This is a genomic window from Paraliomyxa miuraensis, assembly GCF_026337845.1.
GTDB lineage: Bacteria > Myxococcota_A > Polyangia > Nannocystales > Nannocystaceae > Paraliomyxa > Paraliomyxa miuraensis.
In genome coordinates, this window is record NZ_JAOVZF010000118.1 from 1 (window position 1) to 16787 (window position 16787).

13 protein-coding genes are annotated in these 16787 nt (G+C 65.5%); 10 read left to right on the plus strand and 3 right to left on the minus strand.

All coding sequences use genetic code 11. The features are described from left to right. Together tnpC and OEB96_RS01030 are read left to right on the plus strand one after the other, a co-directional pair. A partial coding sequence (gene tnpC / locus OEB96_RS01025) for an IS66 family transposase (RefSeq protein WP_266213505.1) occupies positions 1 to 1660 on the plus strand: 1660 nt, incomplete at its 5' end. 191 nt (positions 1661 to 1851) lie between these two features. After that, the gene (locus tag OEB96_RS01030; protein WP_266213506.1) at positions 1852 to 2439 is read left to right on the plus strand and encodes a hypothetical protein; all 588 of its coding nucleotides are present in this window, start codon (positions 1852 to 1854) and stop codon (positions 2437 to 2439) included. 494 nt (positions 2440 to 2933) lie between these two features. On the opposite strand, the gene OEB96_RS01035 is transcribed toward OEB96_RS01030, so the two are convergent. Both OEB96_RS01035 and OEB96_RS01040 read right to left on the minus strand, forming a co-directional pair. Beyond that, on the minus strand, positions 2934 to 3437 hold the full coding sequence (locus OEB96_RS01035; protein WP_266213507.1) for a hypothetical protein: 504 nt from the start codon (positions 3435 to 3437) through the stop codon (positions 2934 to 2936). Between the two features lie 324 nt (positions 3438 to 3761). Beyond that, positions 3762 to 3986, minus strand: coding sequence for a hypothetical protein (locus tag OEB96_RS01040; protein ID WP_266213522.1), 225 nt, complete (start codon positions 3984 to 3986; stop codon positions 3762 to 3764). 460 nt (positions 3987 to 4446) lie between these two features. On the opposite strand from OEB96_RS01040, the gene OEB96_RS01045 reads away from it, so the two are divergent. The 6 genes from OEB96_RS01045 (at position 4447) to OEB96_RS01070 (ending at position 14041) form a co-directional block, all read left to right on the plus strand. Continuing rightward, entirely contained in the window at positions 4447 to 4623 is a 177-nt protein-coding gene (locus tag OEB96_RS01045) for a hypothetical protein (RefSeq protein WP_266213366.1), read from the plus strand. A 168-nt stretch (positions 4624 to 4791) separates the two neighbouring features. Continuing rightward, entirely contained in the window at positions 4792 to 7299 is a 2508-nt protein-coding gene (locus tag OEB96_RS01050; protein WP_266213508.1) for a ComEC/Rec2 family competence protein, read from the plus strand. 647 nt (positions 7300 to 7946) lie between these two features. Then, positions 7947 to 8330 carry an FAD-dependent oxidoreductase gene (locus OEB96_RS01055; RefSeq protein ID WP_266213509.1) on the plus strand — a complete coding sequence of 128 codons (384 nt, stop codon included), beginning with the start codon at positions 7947 to 7949 and terminating at the stop codon, positions 8328 to 8330. A 510-nt stretch (positions 8331 to 8840) separates the two neighbouring features. Beyond that, positions 8841 to 9257, plus strand: a complete 417-nt coding sequence (locus tag OEB96_RS01060) for a hypothetical protein (RefSeq protein WP_266213510.1) — start codon at positions 8841 to 8843, stop codon at positions 9255 to 9257. 361 nt (positions 9258 to 9618) lie between these two features. Then, positions 9619 to 13089 carry a tetratricopeptide repeat-containing serine/threonine-protein kinase gene (locus tag OEB96_RS01065; RefSeq protein ID WP_266213511.1) on the plus strand — a complete coding sequence of 1157 codons (3471 nt, stop codon included), beginning with the start codon at positions 9619 to 9621 and terminating at the stop codon, positions 13087 to 13089. 316 nt (positions 13090 to 13405) lie between these two features. Further along, complete coding sequence (locus OEB96_RS01070) at positions 13406 to 14041, plus strand: RNA polymerase sigma factor (RefSeq protein WP_266213512.1); 636 nt, start codon at positions 13406 to 13408, stop codon at positions 14039 to 14041. A 296-nt stretch (positions 14042 to 14337) separates the two neighbouring features. On the opposite strand, the gene OEB96_RS01075 is transcribed toward OEB96_RS01070, so the two are convergent. Continuing rightward, positions 14338 to 14769 (minus strand): hypothetical protein, encoded by a 432-nt coding sequence (locus tag OEB96_RS01075; RefSeq protein WP_266213513.1) that lies wholly within the window; start codon positions 14767 to 14769, stop codon positions 14338 to 14340. 311 nt (positions 14770 to 15080) lie between these two features. Here OEB96_RS01075 and OEB96_RS01080 point away from each other — a divergent pair, with 311 nt between their 5' ends. Next, positions 15081 to 15890: an RNA polymerase sigma factor gene (locus tag OEB96_RS01080; RefSeq protein WP_266213514.1), complete on the plus strand. Its 810-nt coding sequence runs from the start codon at positions 15081 to 15083 to the stop codon at positions 15888 to 15890. A 21-nt stretch (positions 15891 to 15911) separates the two neighbouring features. Further along, entirely contained in the window at positions 15912 to 16778 is an 867-nt protein-coding gene (locus tag OEB96_RS01085) for a hypothetical protein (protein WP_266213515.1), read from the plus strand. The last annotated feature ends 9 nt before the right edge of the window (positions 16779 to 16787 follow it).

A 16787-nucleotide genomic window follows, 5' to 3' on the forward strand; every position in this document is an offset into this window, starting at 1 on the left:
GGGACGACTCGCGGAGCTCCTGGCGAGAGGAGATGCGGGGGCGGTGCTGGCCTTGTTCGACGAGCTGGCGACGCGGCACGACGAACTGGCGACGCGGCACGACGAGTTGGCGACGCAGCGCGACGAGCTGACCGAGAAGCTGCGTGAGCGCGACGAGCTCATCGCCCAGTACAAGCGGCTGCTCTACGCGCGGAGCAGCGAGAAGCTGACGGCGGAGGAGCTCGGGCAGCTCGTGATGGCCTACGGAGGCTCGGCCGAGGCCGCGGCGGCCGAGAACCCCAAGGTCCCCGTGCCCGAGCAGGCCGACGCGGAGCCGGAGGAACAGCCGCCACCCGCAGAGAAGAAGAAGCGGCGCAAGCACCGTGGCCGGACCCCGATCCCACCGAACATCAAGCGGGTGGAGACGACCGTGCCCGTGCCCGAGGGCGAGCGCTGCTGCAACGCGTGCGGCCACGAAATGGCTCACTTCCGCTATGTCGAGCACTCGACCCTGCACTACGAGCCCGCGAAGCTCGAGAATCACGTCGAGATGCGAGAGGTGCTCGTGTGCAGGACCCCGGGCTGCAAGTGCGATGCGGCAACGGCCGAGCGCGCGACGCCACCCAAGGTCAAGACTCGGGCTGGCGCGTCGCTGTTGGCGCTGCTGCTCGAGGGCAAGTGCGACGACGCGCTGCCGATCAACAGACAGCAAGACCAGCTCTCGCGCCTGGGCCTGGAGATCCCCGTGGACACGCTGTACGGCTGGTGGCGCTACGCGACCGACTTGTTGCTGCCGGTCAGCGACGCGCTGTTCGGCTACATCCTCGACGACCCTTGCTACGTGGGCATCGATGACACCGGCATCGACGTGCTCGATCGCAAGACCAAGGGCGGGAAGTACCGCGGCCACTTCTGGTGCTTCAAGGGTAGTCGCAAGATGGTGGCCTTCATGTTCACCAGGACGTGGAGCGCCGACGAGATCGCACCGTGGATCCACGCGATCCCGCCGGACATCGCGATCCAGGTCGACGACTACGCGGGCTACAGCCGCAAGCTCGAGAACCCAGAGGGCGAACAGAAGGTGCTCGTTCCTCCCGAGAGAAGGCTCGGGTGCATGATGCACGTCCGGCGTCGCTTCTATGCCGCGCTCGAGCTGGGGGACAAGCGGGCCGCGGTGCCGATGGGCATCTTCAAGAAGATCTACAAGATCGAGGAACAGGCTCGTGGCATGAGCCCCGAAGAGCGACTCGCACTTCGGGTCAAGCACTCGCTGTCGCTCCTCGACGAGCTCGACAAGTGGATCGAGGAGCACGAGGGCAAGGTCGGCAACACGGGCAAGCTGGCGGAGGCGATCCGCTACGCGAAGAACCAGCGCGAGTACATCCGGCGGTGCTTCTCCGATGGTCGCTACGAGATCGACAACGGGGCCGTCGAACGTCAAATCAGAGAACCCGCTCTTGGGCGCAAGAATTTCTACTTCACGGGCTCGGCTCCAGCCGCTCGACGACTGGCCGGGGCCTACACGCTCGTGCAGACGTGCCGCCTGCTGGGCATCTCGACCCGCGACTACCTGATCGACGTGATGGAGAAGCTCGAGGGGGGCTGGCCGATGCGGCGGCTGACCGAGCTGCTTCCGCACAACTGGGCCGCGGCCCGGGGCTTGGTCGTCGACGCCGGGTAGGGCCGGGGCGGAGCAGCCGGAGAGGATACCCCAGGGGCCCGGCGCCTTGGCGGAGGTAGTCCGTCACGGGCTTACGCATCGTCGGCTTGGCGCTCGCCACCGCTGTCGTCGGCCTCTCCCGCCCCGCCCACGCCGCCCAGTCCAGCCTCCCCGGCTCGGGGATGCGTGCGCCAGGTACCCCGCCGCAATGGATGCTCGAGCCGGATGCGTGGGAGCGACGACGGCGAGGCCTGGTCGCGGGGGCGGGCGTTTCTGCGGGGATCTTCGGAGTGGGCGGTACGCTGCTCACGACCGGCCTGATCCTCTCCAACGGCGTGCCGGAGCCCGAGGTTGGGCTCATTTCTTCTGGGATCGGCCTCATCGTGGCAGGAGCCTTCACCACCGCGCTGACGGCCGCTCCTCTCGCTCATCACCTCCGCTGGGACCACCCCGGGCAGCATCCGACCCAACCCACGGAGGACCAAGCCCGGCGCGTGGCTGCCCACACCCGGCGGCTGAAGCTGGCCCTGTGGTCGCTTGGTGGGGTCGCGCTGGCGGGAGGGCTCCTCGTGGGCACCGGGTGGCTGTCGGTCCTCGGCTGCGACAGCAGCGACCATGACTGCCAAGATCGGCGCGTGTTCATCACTGGTGCGATCGGCTATCCGTTGATCGGCGGGGCGGCGTTCGGGATGATCCCCACCGGATTCCTGCTGGGCCAGCAGCGCGTGCATCGGCATGCTCGACCGGGCGGCTACGCCACGGTGGGCTTCGGGCCAGGCGGCCTTCGGATGCAATTCTGAGCCTCGTCCGAGACCCGGCCGCGTGCCGCGACGCGAAGCACACGAGGCGCCGCATCGCCACGCCCGTCTAGAAACGACCGGTCGATGAGCCACGCCCGTCCCGAGCTCGAACGACGGCCTGGGCCACATCCCACCGATTGCCGCCGCGCGGACCGTGGCCGTGCTCACGCTGGCGCGTGGGGTCGGGCCAAAGGGCCGCGGTCGGGGCGATCCGCCCGGCGTGCGGGGTGTCGATCGTACTGTTCGAGCCCGACGGGGTGGAGTCGACACTGCTCGACAAGGCGACGGGCGGGCACGGGTTCTGCTTGGGTGGCCAACGGGCGGGCCGCGTTGGCCACCCCGTGGCCAACGTGTTGGCCACTGAGCATGAGTCGGCGCGCCATGTCCCCGAGATCGTTCGAGCGCACCTTCGGCATCCTCTTGGATGGGCTAGGATCCGAGAAGGGCGAAGTCAGCGGGGCCAGGAGCTACCGTCCCCCTTCTTCCAGTCGGGCTCAGAAACGCGTCATCACGCCGCCTGGGGAGAACCCGACGAGCCTGGGCCCCAACCCCTCCGTATGAGCATGCCGCTTCTGGAGGCCGATGAGTACCCCCGTACTCACCATGGCGAGGCTGCCCAGGCCGATCATCGTGAAGCCTGGAAGCCCACCGGCAAACGCGCGTCGATTCTGGCACTCGTAGTCCTGGGCGGGACACCAGACCGCCGTAAGGAATCCCATGCCGACCGAGAGCCCTCCAGCCAGCACGATGCCCCCCTCGATGCCCAGGGCCGTGACGAGTCGTCGCGTGTGACGACGTGAACGATACTTGGCCTGCGGCGGTGCGGTCCGGGTGAGATACGAGGGATGATCCCAGCGCAGGTGATGGCCGAGGAACGGGGCGACCACGGTGGTGACCGCCCCACCGCACGTGAACAATGCTGCGCCCGTCGCCACGACGGGAAAGATGCCCGTACCGTCTTCGCCATCGGCTCCCACCCCTGCCAACGGGAGACCCATGAGTAGTGCACCCGCGCCCGTCATCGCACCAAAGACGGCAACCGTGCGGGTCAAATGTCGTCGTCGTCGCTCCCACCGAATGGGGTAGTCCTCCGTGCGCGGTTCGTTCATTCCCGAGCCAGGGGCGCTTGGCGGGATCCACGGCCCGGTCATCCCCGAGCCGGGTCGGCTTGGTGGTGACCTCGGTGCGACCGTGGCGGGGTCCGGGGCCATCATCAGCACCGCGGTGAGCAGCCACGCCATGGTGCGATGGTAACACCCACGGTCGACGAGGTCAGTGCTTCCCGCAAGCGCTGCCCGGATCTCCCTCCTGATGCTCCCTGCTCATGCGGTCCCGTCGCCGTGGGTGACCGAGCCGATGACCATGAGAGCAAGGGCGGGATCGATTCGAGCACCGAGCGTCGCCTTGGTCTCGGATCCGGTCCCGCTCGCCTGGCTCACCGTGCTCACCGTGCTCACCGTGCTCACAGCCATGTCGAGGTTGGCGACCTGGCGCGACGGCACGCGAGGGGTCGTGCTCACGCCGTCCGAGCTCATCGAGAAGCTCATGGCCCTGATCCCGCCTCCACAGGCCAACGTGCTGCGGTACCACGGGGTGCTCGCGCCGGGCTCGAAGCTGCGTGCTCGAGTGGTGTCCGATCGACGAGCGTGCACAGGGCACGAGACATCGACGGGGACGGATCCCTGGGGCTGCGCGTCGGCAGTTCCTCCACCGATCGTCGCCGTGAGCCGTGCCACGCTCGACGAGGCGGTCTCGATCACTGTGCCGCGACGGGGCATCTCGGGTATCGTGGGCCCGATCGGCATCGTGGAGAGCGGACAAGCACCTGGCCGACGAACCGCTTCGCGAGATGGCGCCGTGGCGGAGCCGATGAGGCCGGCCATGGTCATCGGTCTTCATGACTCGGCGTGTGCCGAGCCGCGACCACGTCGACGCTCGAGCTGGGCCGAGCTCATGCATCGTGTCTTCGCCCTGGACGTGCTCGAGTGCCCAGTATGTCGAGGGCGGATGAAGATCATCGCCGAGATCACGCAACCCGAGGTCATCGAGCGGTTCCTCGCTGCGCTCGATCTGCCCATCGAGCCGGCGGAGATCGGGCGAACCCGACCGCCGCCGCAGCTGGAGCTGCCCTTGGACGAATGGCCCGAACAACTGGGCATCGATGCGATGGGCGAGGGGGCTTGAACGCGCCGTAGTGCAGGGCTCACCGTCCGCCCTCGGCGGGCGGCGCCAGATTTCGGGGCACGTGAGCGAGGAGATCCGCCCTTGTGTCGATACCTTACTCCGCTCATGTACCCACGTGGCTAGCCGGGACGCTCTGCGTATCCGTGGCTATTGCTCTACACTAGAGGCATGGACGACGAGGCCGACAAGAGGTCCCTAAGCGTCGCCGCGCTGCCGATCGGGCAGGGCGACGCGATCCTAATCCGCTGGGTTGACCACGACCGAAGCTGGACCTGCCTCGTGGACGGTGGCGGCTCGGCCAGGAAGCTTCAGGGGTCCCTTCGAAAGCTCGCCGTCGAACACCTCGATCTCCTCGTGGTCACCCACCTTGACTCGGATCACATCGCGGGTCTCGGGGAATGGATCACGGAGAGCCCGACGACCTTCCCGACGGTCGACTGTTATTGGGGTCCGGCGCTGGCCGCCTTCGAACGACACAAGTGGCTGTTCGGCCCGCGCTGCACTCAGGCCATCGAGCGGGGCCGCAGGCTCGAGGATGCACTGCGAGCGCGCGACGAATCGCAGTCGATACTCTATCCACTTGAAGGTTTCACCTCAGCCCCCTTGGGCGGCACCGGTCCTCGCATCGAGGTGCTCAACCCGCCCGGCAGGCTGCTCGAGTACCTGCTAACCGCGGACGACATCTCCCAAATGCTGACAACAGAGACGACACCCATGGGCTGGCTACTCCAGCCCCAGCCGCCCGTCGACGACGAGGACCCAAGTCCGCCGGCCGCATTCGCCCAAGGTATCGCACAACGGGTCCTCGACCCGGCATCACTCGCGGATGTCCGCCCCTCGCAGGCAACGGTCGATCCCATCGACCTCGCAACGAGCGTCCAGGCCGCGCACAGGGTCGACCCACTCTTCTTTGGTAACAAGCTTTTCAATAACAGCTCACTCGTCCTCTGGCTTGATCTTCCCGTCGGCGGACGCCGGTACTCGGCACTTTTGACCGGCGACCTCGAGAACTGGACCTATCTCACCGCTCGCCATCGCAAGGGCCTTCAGCCAGACCTTCTCAAGGCACCCCATCACGGTGGTCGAGTCTACATAGAAGGGGTATCAGGTTCGGCGCGAGAGTCTGCGGACGCCCTGCACCGCTTCCTCCGGCCCAAGGCGGTGCTCGTAAGCTCGGTCGGCGGGCACGGCCTACCCCACGAGACAACCCGGGACTCGTGGATCCGTTGGGGCGCAACCGTGCTCTGCACCTGCGAGCGGGGCCGCGAGACCATCGTGGGTCCGCCACCACCACTGGACCGTTGCTGCACCCTGAATCACGGCTGTTCGCCGCATGACGACGGGATGGACGTCCGCTTCGACGAAACGACGATCCTCGCGTCACGCCCGGCTTGCCACAGCGGCTTTGGCGACCGGGCGGCGCCGCCGGTGATCGTTCATCAGCAGGTCGTCAACCCAAGCCCAGCGCTCGAGATCCTCGGCGATCTCGAGCTTCGTCGCTACCTCTCTTGGGTCAGCAAGAAACTCCGAGTGATCCACGAAGAACGCGTCGATCACGGTGCAGCCCAAACCAGTGAAGTCGTCAGGGACACCGACCTCGCAACCATGGCAGTAGCAGATCGCCGCAAAATCGGGCCGCTCGCGACTCACCTCACCGCGGTCCTCGACGCAGGGATGAAACGGGAGGATCTGTGGTCGGCACCACTCCACCCACATCATCGAGACCAACAGCGCATCGCATACACGCGGCCGCGGGTGCAGGAAACCGATGACCTCGTCCGAGAACTGCGGAAGATTGGCATCATCGCATGGCCCGAGGCATCCGCGACACTCGTCGGTGATCGCGACAGCTTTGTACTCGGACTCGGCCATGAGACACTGGCCAAGTGGGCGCGGTCACGGTGGGGTTTTCCTGTCGAGACCTTCCGCGATCTCCTGCTGCCGACAGTTCTGTCCGAACTACGCAAGCCAGAGTGGTCAATTCTGGCCCACCCCACCGGCGGCGTGCTAATGATCTGCGGCGAGCCGATTCATAGGCGTTTCGAGACAATGATTGGCGCGCTTCGTCATCCCAGCCAATCGCAAAGTTGGTCGCTAAGCATTGCCATCGGCCGAGCGTTCAGAGACGAGCGCAAGGTACAACTCGAACAAATATTTGAATCGTACCAGGACCAGGAGAAGAGTCATTGGGGCCAAAATAAGCAAACAGAGCTCGACAAGAGCTTACGCGAGACGCTGGAGCATTGGGAGGGCATCAGCCTGCCGACTTGTGCCGCTTGGACCCTAAGTGTCCCACTGATCACGGGGCCTAGCTTCGCACTCGGCGAGCAGGGTGTCGTGCTCGGACATTCAAGTCGCGCATCATATGCCCTCCTGGATAGGGTCAAGGTTTGGCTTCGCCCCACGGCAAAGGCCCTTCAGGAGGCCGGCTATTTTCAGGCACACACCTACGAGGAACTCCTTGCAGGTGTAGTGGAGCACGGATTGCATTGGCGCCTGTACCACAAGAAGAGTTCTTGGTCCCGCGCAGACATGCAGGTCCAGTTTGACGGCAACGGAGTCCAGATCTCCACCCTAGACCCCCAAGGACTCGATGCGACCGTATCGGTTTATGCCGAACTTGTGCTCGCCTCCTTCCAATCCCTCGATCCGCCGGGTCGGGATGGGCTCCCGTAGCCGGGATCACCTACATCGAAGGTCATCAGGACCGGCTCGTTGTTATCAAGGCGAGTTCGCCTCCGCCATAGTCCTTCGGACCTGTCGATGGGCGAGGCACCCGATAGCCGGGCTATGCCGGGCTATATACGCGATGTCCCTCCGTCTCGCGGTCAGCAACGCGAAGTCTCTTCGTACGAACCGCTCCGGCGTCTCCCGCGGCGATAACTCCGCCATCCCCCGGCAGTCCGTCGAGACCCCTAGCGCGAGATCTCGCCGGGTAATCCGCGCCCCCTCCGTCCGCGCAAGCGTCCGCACTGCTCGTGCTGGGCGGCGCTCATGCCCGCGGCGACCTACCGTGGTGCTGTGGCGTGGGGCGCTCAAGGAGACCCTGCTCGTTCATAGCGAGCGCGTCCACTACGATGGCATCGCTGGGCTGGCCACCACCGCTTCGCGACCGCGGGAGATCCAGTCCCGTGGCGGCGGCGGGGATGTAGGCGAGCCCACACGCTTGGTACCGCTCACTCAGCCTCACGTCTCGCTCGCCGTGGCATGATGCAGGTGGTGCGGAACCGGCTGATGGACGCCACAAAGACTCGAACGGTCCTCGAAGGCTTGGCGGTCGACGGCTGGCCAGGGTGTACGTGCTCGGGTGCCTCGATCGGCGAGTGACGATCTACAGCCAGCAGGTGCGGGCGCTGAACCTCGCGGCGGCGTTGCTGGCGAGCGAGCGGGTGAGGGTGGGCGAGCGGGTGGTTGTTGTCGGGGCCGGGGCGGCGGGACTGACGTGCGCGGCGGGACTAAGCATGCTAGGGGCGGAAGTGACCGTGCTCGAGGCGCGCGCGGAGATCTTACCGCTGTTTCGCGGGGGGTCGACACGGTGGTTGCATCCGGGGGTGTACGACTGGCCCCTTGAGGGGTGGGATCGGGATCGCGCCGGGCTGCCGCTGCTCGACTGGGCGCATGGGCCGGCGGATCGCGTGCGGGCGCAACTTGAGGAGGGGGCAAGGTGGCGGATGGGATCACCGTGCACCATGGTGTTCGCGACGTGAGGCTCGACGCGAAGGGCGACGCGTCCCGGGTGGTTGTATGGAGCCCGGGCGGGCGGGCACGAGCGGTGACGGTGATCCTGGCGGTGGGCTTTGGGCTTGAGGCCGCGCCGCTATCGATGGAGCGGCGGTACTGGGAGGGCGATGACTTCGATGCGCCGCGGGTAGACGGTGTGTCGCGCAAGTGGCTCGTGTCAGGGTGCGGCGATGGTGCGCTGACCGACCTATTCCGGCTGTGCCTTCGCGAGTTTCGGCATGATCGAATGCTCGAGGAATTCACGAGTGATCCGCGGACGGCGGGGATTCGCGCGGAGATTCGGCGTTGGGGGAGCCTGGTTCCCAACCGGGCTGACCGACCCCAGGAACGAGTTCTACGGCCATACGCGCGATAGAATTACCAGGAACATGACGCTCACCAACCCAACCGCGACACCGGCGAACACCTTCGCGGTGTCGCGCGACCTGGGACGGTTCTACCCCAGCGCTCGGGTGGCGGCATAGGAGGCGACAACGATGACCCATGCTCTCAACCAGTACTTGTACGATGCCTACGGCGGGTTCTCGGACAGGCGATACAAGAAGCTCGTCTTCGATAGGCCGATCGCCGTCGATCAGCACGACCGCGACGGTGGCGGCATCAACCAGAGCGTCCACGTGCTGATCTGGGTGAACGTCCACGACAACGATGAGATCAGCATCACTTTCTCGGGCAACGTGCCCCGCAGCAACCAGGTCAACGCCCTCATCGGGCGGCTCAGGCGTATCAAGGTCGACGCGACCGCGGTGGACATCGTTCGCCAGCTCGCTGCCGAAGCCCGACAGGTCCCAGTGCCGCGCGACAACAAGAGCCTGTACTACGCTCGTCATGAGGTGGGGGAGGACCTTGAGCGGCTCGCAGCTCACCTTGCCCGATACCTTGGCGTGCCGTGAACGGGAGCGTCCGCAATCGTGATGGCCGCCCTGTGGTAGCCCCTTGCTACACTTGGACTTCCGGCCACGAAGTCCATGCCCGGAGACAGTGGTTCGTCAGAGGAATCTGTGGCTGTGGGTGCCTGCGCGCTCGATCGGCGCCGAGCCATACAGGGTGAGCACTGTTCCCTGGCTGTACGACCTGCCCACTGAGGACGCCCTCGCGTGGCCCCCTGCCGCAGCCCAGGACGACTCCTGCGGGATGCCGCCAATCGGGCTGGGAACGCAAGAGAACCCGGCGCTGGGCCGAAATTAAGATCGACCGGGTCACATGCGGCGACAGACTCTCGGCACGGCAATCGCTATCATTGGGGCGGACGCCATGACCGACGTCGACCCAACGGCCCCCACCGAGCTGGATGATTCACCGTCGGCAGGGCCCGAGCACCCTGCGTCGGCACAGCCCGCGGATTCGGCCGAGCGCCATCTAGCCGAGCTGTTGCGGAACTTGCCCGTGGGCAACGAGCCGGTCGAGCCGGCGATGGATCCGGTCGACGAAGAGTTGACCGATGGGAGCCCTGGACAGCCCGCCGATGGAGCGGAGCACCACTTGGCCAAGCTCCTGCGAGAGGTACGAGATGGAGTCGAGCAGCGCACCGACACCTCACCCTCGCTCCGCGGTCAGGCCCTCGGTCGCTTCATCGTGCTGGGCACGCTGGGGAGCGGCGGCATGGGCACGGTGCTGCGGGCCTACGACGAGAAGCTCGACCGGAAGATCGCCATCAAGGTGCTGCATGCCGGCACGAGCAAGCAGCACACCAAGCGGCTGCTGCGGGAGGCCCAGGCGCTGGCGAAGCTGTCGCACCCCAATGTGGTGCAGGTGTACGAGGTCGGCGAGGTCGGAGACCAGGTCTTCATCGCCATGGAGTTGGTGAAGGGCGAGCCGCTGGACCGATGGCAGGCGAGGGAGCGGTCGTGGCGGGAGTGCACCAAGGTATACCTGGAGGCCGGGCAAGGACTGGCTGCGGCGCATGCGGTGGGACTGGTGCACCGCGATTTCAAACCCCACAACTGCATTGTCGACGAACAAGGGCGGGCGCGGGTGTTGGATTTCGGGCTGGCTCGGGATGTGAACGTCTCTATCGACGAGACGCCCAGCATGGTGGGGCTGCGGACCGTGACCGATGCAGTGGGGTCGTCGCTGACCAAGTCTGGCACAGTGATGGGCACATGGGCGTACATGCCGCTCGAGCAGATGCATGGGCAGATCGCGGACAAGCGGGCGGATCAATTCAGTTTCTGCGTATCGCTCTACGAGGCAGTGTACGCCGAACGGCCGTTCGAGGGACGGACGATGCTGGCGCTGATGGAGTCGATCGAAGGCGACAATGTTCGGCCCGCACCCAAGGGGAGCAAAGTGCCGGCGAAGCTGCGGGCGGTCCTCCTCCGAGGGCTGGCGGCGGAGCCCGAGCGGCGGTGGCCGTCGATGGAGGCGTTGCTTGAGGAGCTGCGCAAGCTTGTCGCGCCGAGGCGTGGGCGGTGGCTGGTGCTGGGCGTGACGGTCGGGTTGGTCGCGATCGGCGTGGGGCAGGCCTTGGCACGGTATGCCGAGGTGATGGACCGCTGCACGGGCGCCCAAGCGGAGCTGGAGGGGATCTGGGATAACGCGCGCAAGCAGGAGGTGAAGACAGCCATCCTGGGCACCGAGTTGGTCTATGCCCCGGACACATGGGATCGGGTGGAGCATCGGCTCGACGAGTACACCGCGGCATGGACGAACAAGCACACAGATGTCTGTGAGGCAACCAGCGTCCGTCAGGAGCAGTCGAACGAGGTAATGGACCTGCGCATGAGCTGCTTGCGGGAACGCAGAACAGCCATGCGCGCGGCGGTGGACGTGCTGGCCAAGGCCGATGGACAGGCGGCGGAGAAGGCGGTCGAGCTGGTCGCCGACCTCCCGCTGTTGGACCGCTGTGATGACGTGGAACGGCTCGAAGAACAGCATCAACGCGTACCACCGCCGGAGGATCTGGAACTGGCGCGGGAGGTGGAGACGTTGCGCGAACGATTGGCGGACATCAAGGCCGAAGCAGAGGCCGGCAAGGTCAAGGTTGTACTCCCCCTGGAGGCGGTGGAGCCGGTGGTGGAGCGGGCCAAGGTGCTGGAGTACGGGCCACTTTGGGCCGAAGCCAAGGCTCTACGGGGGGCGTTGCGAATCAAGAATGGCCGGTACATGGAAGCGGAGCAGGACCTGCTAGAAGCGCACGATGTGGCGATGGAGCATCGACACGACGAGGTGGCCCTGCTTACAGCACAGCGATTGACCGTCGTAGTGGGAAGCATGCAAGCGCGGCACGCCGAGGGGCGAGTATGGGGTCGGGCTGCGCTGGCGCACGCCAAGCGCAGTGGAGAGGACGTCGCGCTGGCCAGTAGCTTGAGAAGCCTGGCCGTTGTGCTCCGCGCCCAAGGAGAGTACGAGCAGGCCCTGCTCCACTTCGATCAGGCGTTGCGCATACGGGAGGAGACGCTGGGAGCGGAGCATCCCAGTGTGGCTACCAGCCTGAACGACTTGGGCAATGTGCTCGCTGACCAAGGAGAATACGAGCAAGCCATGCTTCACTTCGATCAGGCGTTGCGCATACGGGAGAAAGCGTTGGGAGCCAGCCATCCCGATGTGGCAGAGAGCCTGAACGACTTGGGCAACGTGCTCGCTGACCAAGGAAAGTATGAGCAGGCCTTGTTTCACCTCGAACGAGCGTTGCGGATACGGGAGGGGGCGTTGGGAGCTAGCCATCCCAATCTCGCCATAGGCTTGAGCAACCTGGGCATTGTGCTTGCTGATCAGGGAGAGTACGAGCAGGCCCGGATCCAACACGAGCGAGCGTTGCGAATCACGGAGGAGGCGCTGGGAGCCGCTCATCCCGACCTTGCCCTGAGCTTGAACAACCTGGGCGGCGTGCTCTACGCTCAAGGAGCATATGAGCAAGCCCTGATGCACTACGAGCGAGCCTTGAAGATATTGGAGGAGGCGCTAGGGTCCGATCATCCCGATCTCGCCCTAAGCCTGGGTAACGTAGGTATTGTGCTCGCTGAACAGGGAAAATACGAGCAGGCCCTGCCCTACTTCGAGCGAGCGATACGTATATCAGAGAAGGCGCTGGGAGCCAATCATCCCGTTGTGGCTCAGAACCTGAACAACCTGGGTGGCGTACTATATGCAAAAAGAGACTACGAGCAAGCTCTGCCTCACTTTAAACGAGCGGTGCAGATAAAGGAGGAGATGCTGGGGTCCGACCATCCCTCCGTGGCCATGAGCCTAGACAATCTGGGAAATGTGTTCTCTCGTATAGGAGAGTATGAACAAGCGTTACGCCACTACGAGCGAGCGTTGAAGATACGGGAGAAGACGGTTGGGGCCGACCATCCGGAACTCGGCACCAGTCTGAATAATCTGGCGGAGGCGTTCGAGTCCCACGGAGATTACGTGCAAGCTCTACTCCACTACGAGCGGGCGTTGTGGATATGGGAGAAAGCGCTCGGAGCCGATCATTCCGACCTGGCATACCCACTCGTTGGCTTGGCCAAGGTCGCCCTGGTCAAGAAGGACTTCAATACCGCCCGCCCCTACGCCGAGCGGGCTATTTCGATTCGGGAGGCGAGTAAGGTGCCCGCCGAGTTACTCGCGGAGACCCGCTTCGTACTTGCTCAAGCCTTGTGGCCCGACCACTCACAGCGAACCCGCGCCCGCGAGCTAGCTGAGTACGCCCGCGCCGCGTATGCCTCGGTTGGCAAGGGCTTCGAAAACGAGATCGCTCGAGTTGAGATCTGGCTCGCCGAGCACCACGTGCGGTAGGCAACGTATCCGCGGTGAATTCCGGATTGCGGGGCCTGCCGAACCCGGCTGACGCTGGGCGTTCATAGTTCATGGCTACCCGCTCATCGAATGAACGGGGAACTGTGATAGGCGCAACTGGTTGTTCGCGGGAGGGGTCCTAGGAGGGCGCCGAGCGGGCGGCCGTGATCATGACAGTGCTTGAGGGCGAGAATCCCTGCGCTCTGCAAGCTGTGTCCGCCCCAGTCGTGTCCCTCTCTCACTGGTCGCCCAAGGGCTCCTCTCGAGCGGCCCGTTCAAGCCCCCGCCCGCCAGCACCTGCGCTACCATCCCCTTCGTGCCCGCCGACGACCTCACCCTCCTCAAACGCTGGCGCACCGGCAACAAATCAGCCGGCGAAGCCCTGGTCACCAAGCACTACCGCGAGCTCTACAACTGGCTGTGCAACCAGCTCAACGGCAACAGGGATCTTGCCGCCGATCTGATGCAGCAGACCGTCGAGGTCGCCGTTCGCAAGCACCAGGACATCGTCACCGACTTCCGTGCCTATCTCTACGGCATCGCCGGCTTCAAGCTGAAGGCGCACCTGCGTCGGCAACCTCCGTCCGACGACGCTTCCCCGCCCTCGCAGCTCATCGACCCCGCCCACGGCGCCTATTCGGTGCTGAGCGATGTGGACGACGCCAAGCTGCTGGTCAAGGCCCTACGGTCGCTGTCGATCGAAGCGCAGACCTACATCATGTGGGCCTACGTCGACGGGCTGACGCACCCCGAGATCGCTGCCCGAGTCGGCCTCGCCACCTCGCAGGTGAACGGACGCATCACCCGGGCCAGGGAAAAGCTCCGCAAGCGGCTCGAGGAGCTGAGCCGCTCGCCCGAGCAGCGCGGGTCGATCGACAAGGGCTTCGACACCTGGGTGATCTCGCTGCGCCGCCGCATTGACGACGACTCGGACGAAGGCCCAGACTGTTGAACATTGCATCAGGCCCACCGGGCTCCCCGCCGTCAGATCGCGCAGTGCGCGCGCATCGGCCACATTTTTCACCCTCCGACATACTCCTTCGCCCACGACGCATATCACTCCCATCGCGGAGCCATGCCGTCGTGCCGCCGTCCCCAAACCTGCCCTCAAGCCTCGTCGTCTCCGGCGACCGCGGCCGATCCGTGGCCCCTTGCCCTCGAGCCGTTGGCGCGGCCCGTGGGCGAGGTGCGCCCCTCGCCCACGGCCGCGCCGCCCTGTACTACCAGCCCACGTCTCCGGCCCAGGCCTCAGCCGCCGAACGGCACGACCTCGACCCAAACGTGCTCGACGTCCAGGGCCCAGCTCCAACCATCCCCGGGCTTGAGGTCGAAGATCGAGCTCGAGCCCCGCTGGAGGTCGACCCCCTCGATCGTCTCGAGGCGGTACTGCCCGTTGCTGAGCAAGATCGTCAGCTCGATCGTCCCGAGGAGGTCGCCGCGCTCGTCGTCGTAGTAGAGCTCAAGCGTGGCGCTGTCCTGCGTGACGTCCAGGGCGGCCTTGACCGAGTCGACGCGGCACTTGCTGCATGCCCCGTTGGCGTCGTCGACCTCGGGGACGTTGACGATCTGCGTGGGAATCTCTCGATCCCCCTCTTGCGAGCCATGGGCGATGGTGGCGATGCCGAACGATGCGGCCAGGGCCCCGGCGGCGAGGCACGGCCCAATGAGCGATGTGTTCACGATGTTGCTTCCTTGGCGCAGCAGTTGGGGGAGCCGAAGCGATCGCCCTGCACCCTGGCGACGCTCCGGCCTGCGATTTCGGCGACTCCCCTTGTCCCCGCCCGGCCCTCGTGCGACACCGGTCCGGTGTCACATCGAGGGCCGGAGCTTCACGGGCCTACCCACGAGCATTGCCGTGTGCAGTCCGAGAGCCTCGCGGGGAGCGGTGAGACGTCGTTCGTCGCGGCTCAACGGATAAGTGCCTGGAGGCATCCAACCACTCGGATCGATCTCGATCTTTTCCCCCAACCGCATCACTGGAGGATCCACCGATGAGCGACGAGCCACCCGAGCAGCCACCCGACGAGCCCGCCGTCCTACCGCGATCCCCGAGCGAGCTCGATGCCACCATCATCCACCAAGCGATCTTCGAGGGCTCTTCCGCCGCCTTCGTGCTCCTCTACCGGCACTACGAAGGCGGGGTCCGCTATGCGATCGCGCGAGCGGCCATCCGCGCAGGCGTGAGCCGCCGCGAGGACGTCGAGGACCTGATCCAAGGCGTCTGGTGTCGCCTGCTCGACAACGATCGGCGGATCTTGCGCTACTACGATGCGAGTCGAGGCAAGCTCGGCCCCTTCCTTCGGTGGGTGGCCTACCAGCTGGCCCAAGACTTGGCTCGCCGGCAACACCGCAAGAGCTTCCCCATCGACGGGCCGCCGCCCAACGACGGGCCGGTGGACGAGCGCGCCCTGAGGTTCGTCATCGAGTTGGTCCAGAGCGACTTGGTCCGCAAGCTGATCGCCAAGGTGGATGCCCAGCTCACGGACGTGGATCGACGAGTGTTGCGGGAACACTACCTGGGCGAACGAACTCTGCGCGACTTGGCGAAGGAGCTCGGCCTCACGGAGAACGCCCTCGCGCAACGGAACAAGCGACTCAAGAACCAGCTGCAGAGGCTCGCCAAAGCATTGCTTCAAAGTCCAGACCCACCTTCGGCACCGCCACCTCCGCCGCCGAGCGTGGTGATGTGCATCTTGATCGCGTGGCTCTGCGACTTCGGGGCCCAGGGCCAGACGATGGCGTCCTACGATTCTCCAACCGCTGTTCACGGGGCAGGTCCCCTGAATCCATCCACTCATTAAGGATCGAGGAGCTGCAATACCATGGACACCCACGATCCCACGACCCTGGCCGCTCTCTTGCTCGCCGAACTGCGAGTGCGCGACGACGCATGGTACCACTTGGCCACTGGAACACTCACTCGTGAGCAGGTGGCGAACCTACGACACCGGTTCGAGCCACCCGAGACACTCGCACGCAATCTCGAGCTGTTCGGTCCGACCTCCGAGGAAACCAACGAGGAGCGCTTGAAGACGCTCCTGCAGCGGTACTACCCGTCGTCAGGCTCCGACACGGAGGAACCCGACGATGGAGGCTCGAGCCCAAGCGACGCGAAGATCGACGACGAGCCGGCCGACTCCATCGCGACGCTTCCGAGCCCCTCATTGCATGGAAGGCGGCGCTGGTGGACCAGCGCCGTCACGGCCGGTTTCGCGTTGGCGGCCGTGGTCGTGCTCGCATGGGCCGTGAGGCCGTCGGGAGAGACCCTCCCGCAGTTCGAGCTCGTATTCGAACACGTCAGCACGGGTGACATGCGGAGCCCGGGCACGCCCGCCAGCCTCACCGAAGATGGCTGCGATGCGCGCTACTTCGAGGACCAATCCCTGGTCGCGCGACTCCATCCCACCTCGAGGCTCGGCGACGAGCTTGGTCTCATCGTTCTCGCCCGACTCATCGATGGCGAGGAGGAAGGACGCGAGCTATGGCGCGAGCCACCAATCGAGCAGAGCACCCAGGGAGTGCTCGCCATCGACATTCCCATGCGCGACCTCGGGCTCGTGCCGGGCACCTGGTCGTTGACCTTCTACGTGACGTCCGAAGACCACGACCACGAGGCTCTCCAAGCGCTCGAGCCGGGCACCCATCCCGAGGTCACCGTGGTGCGCGCCATGGTCTGCATCGAAGAGTGAGACCTCCGG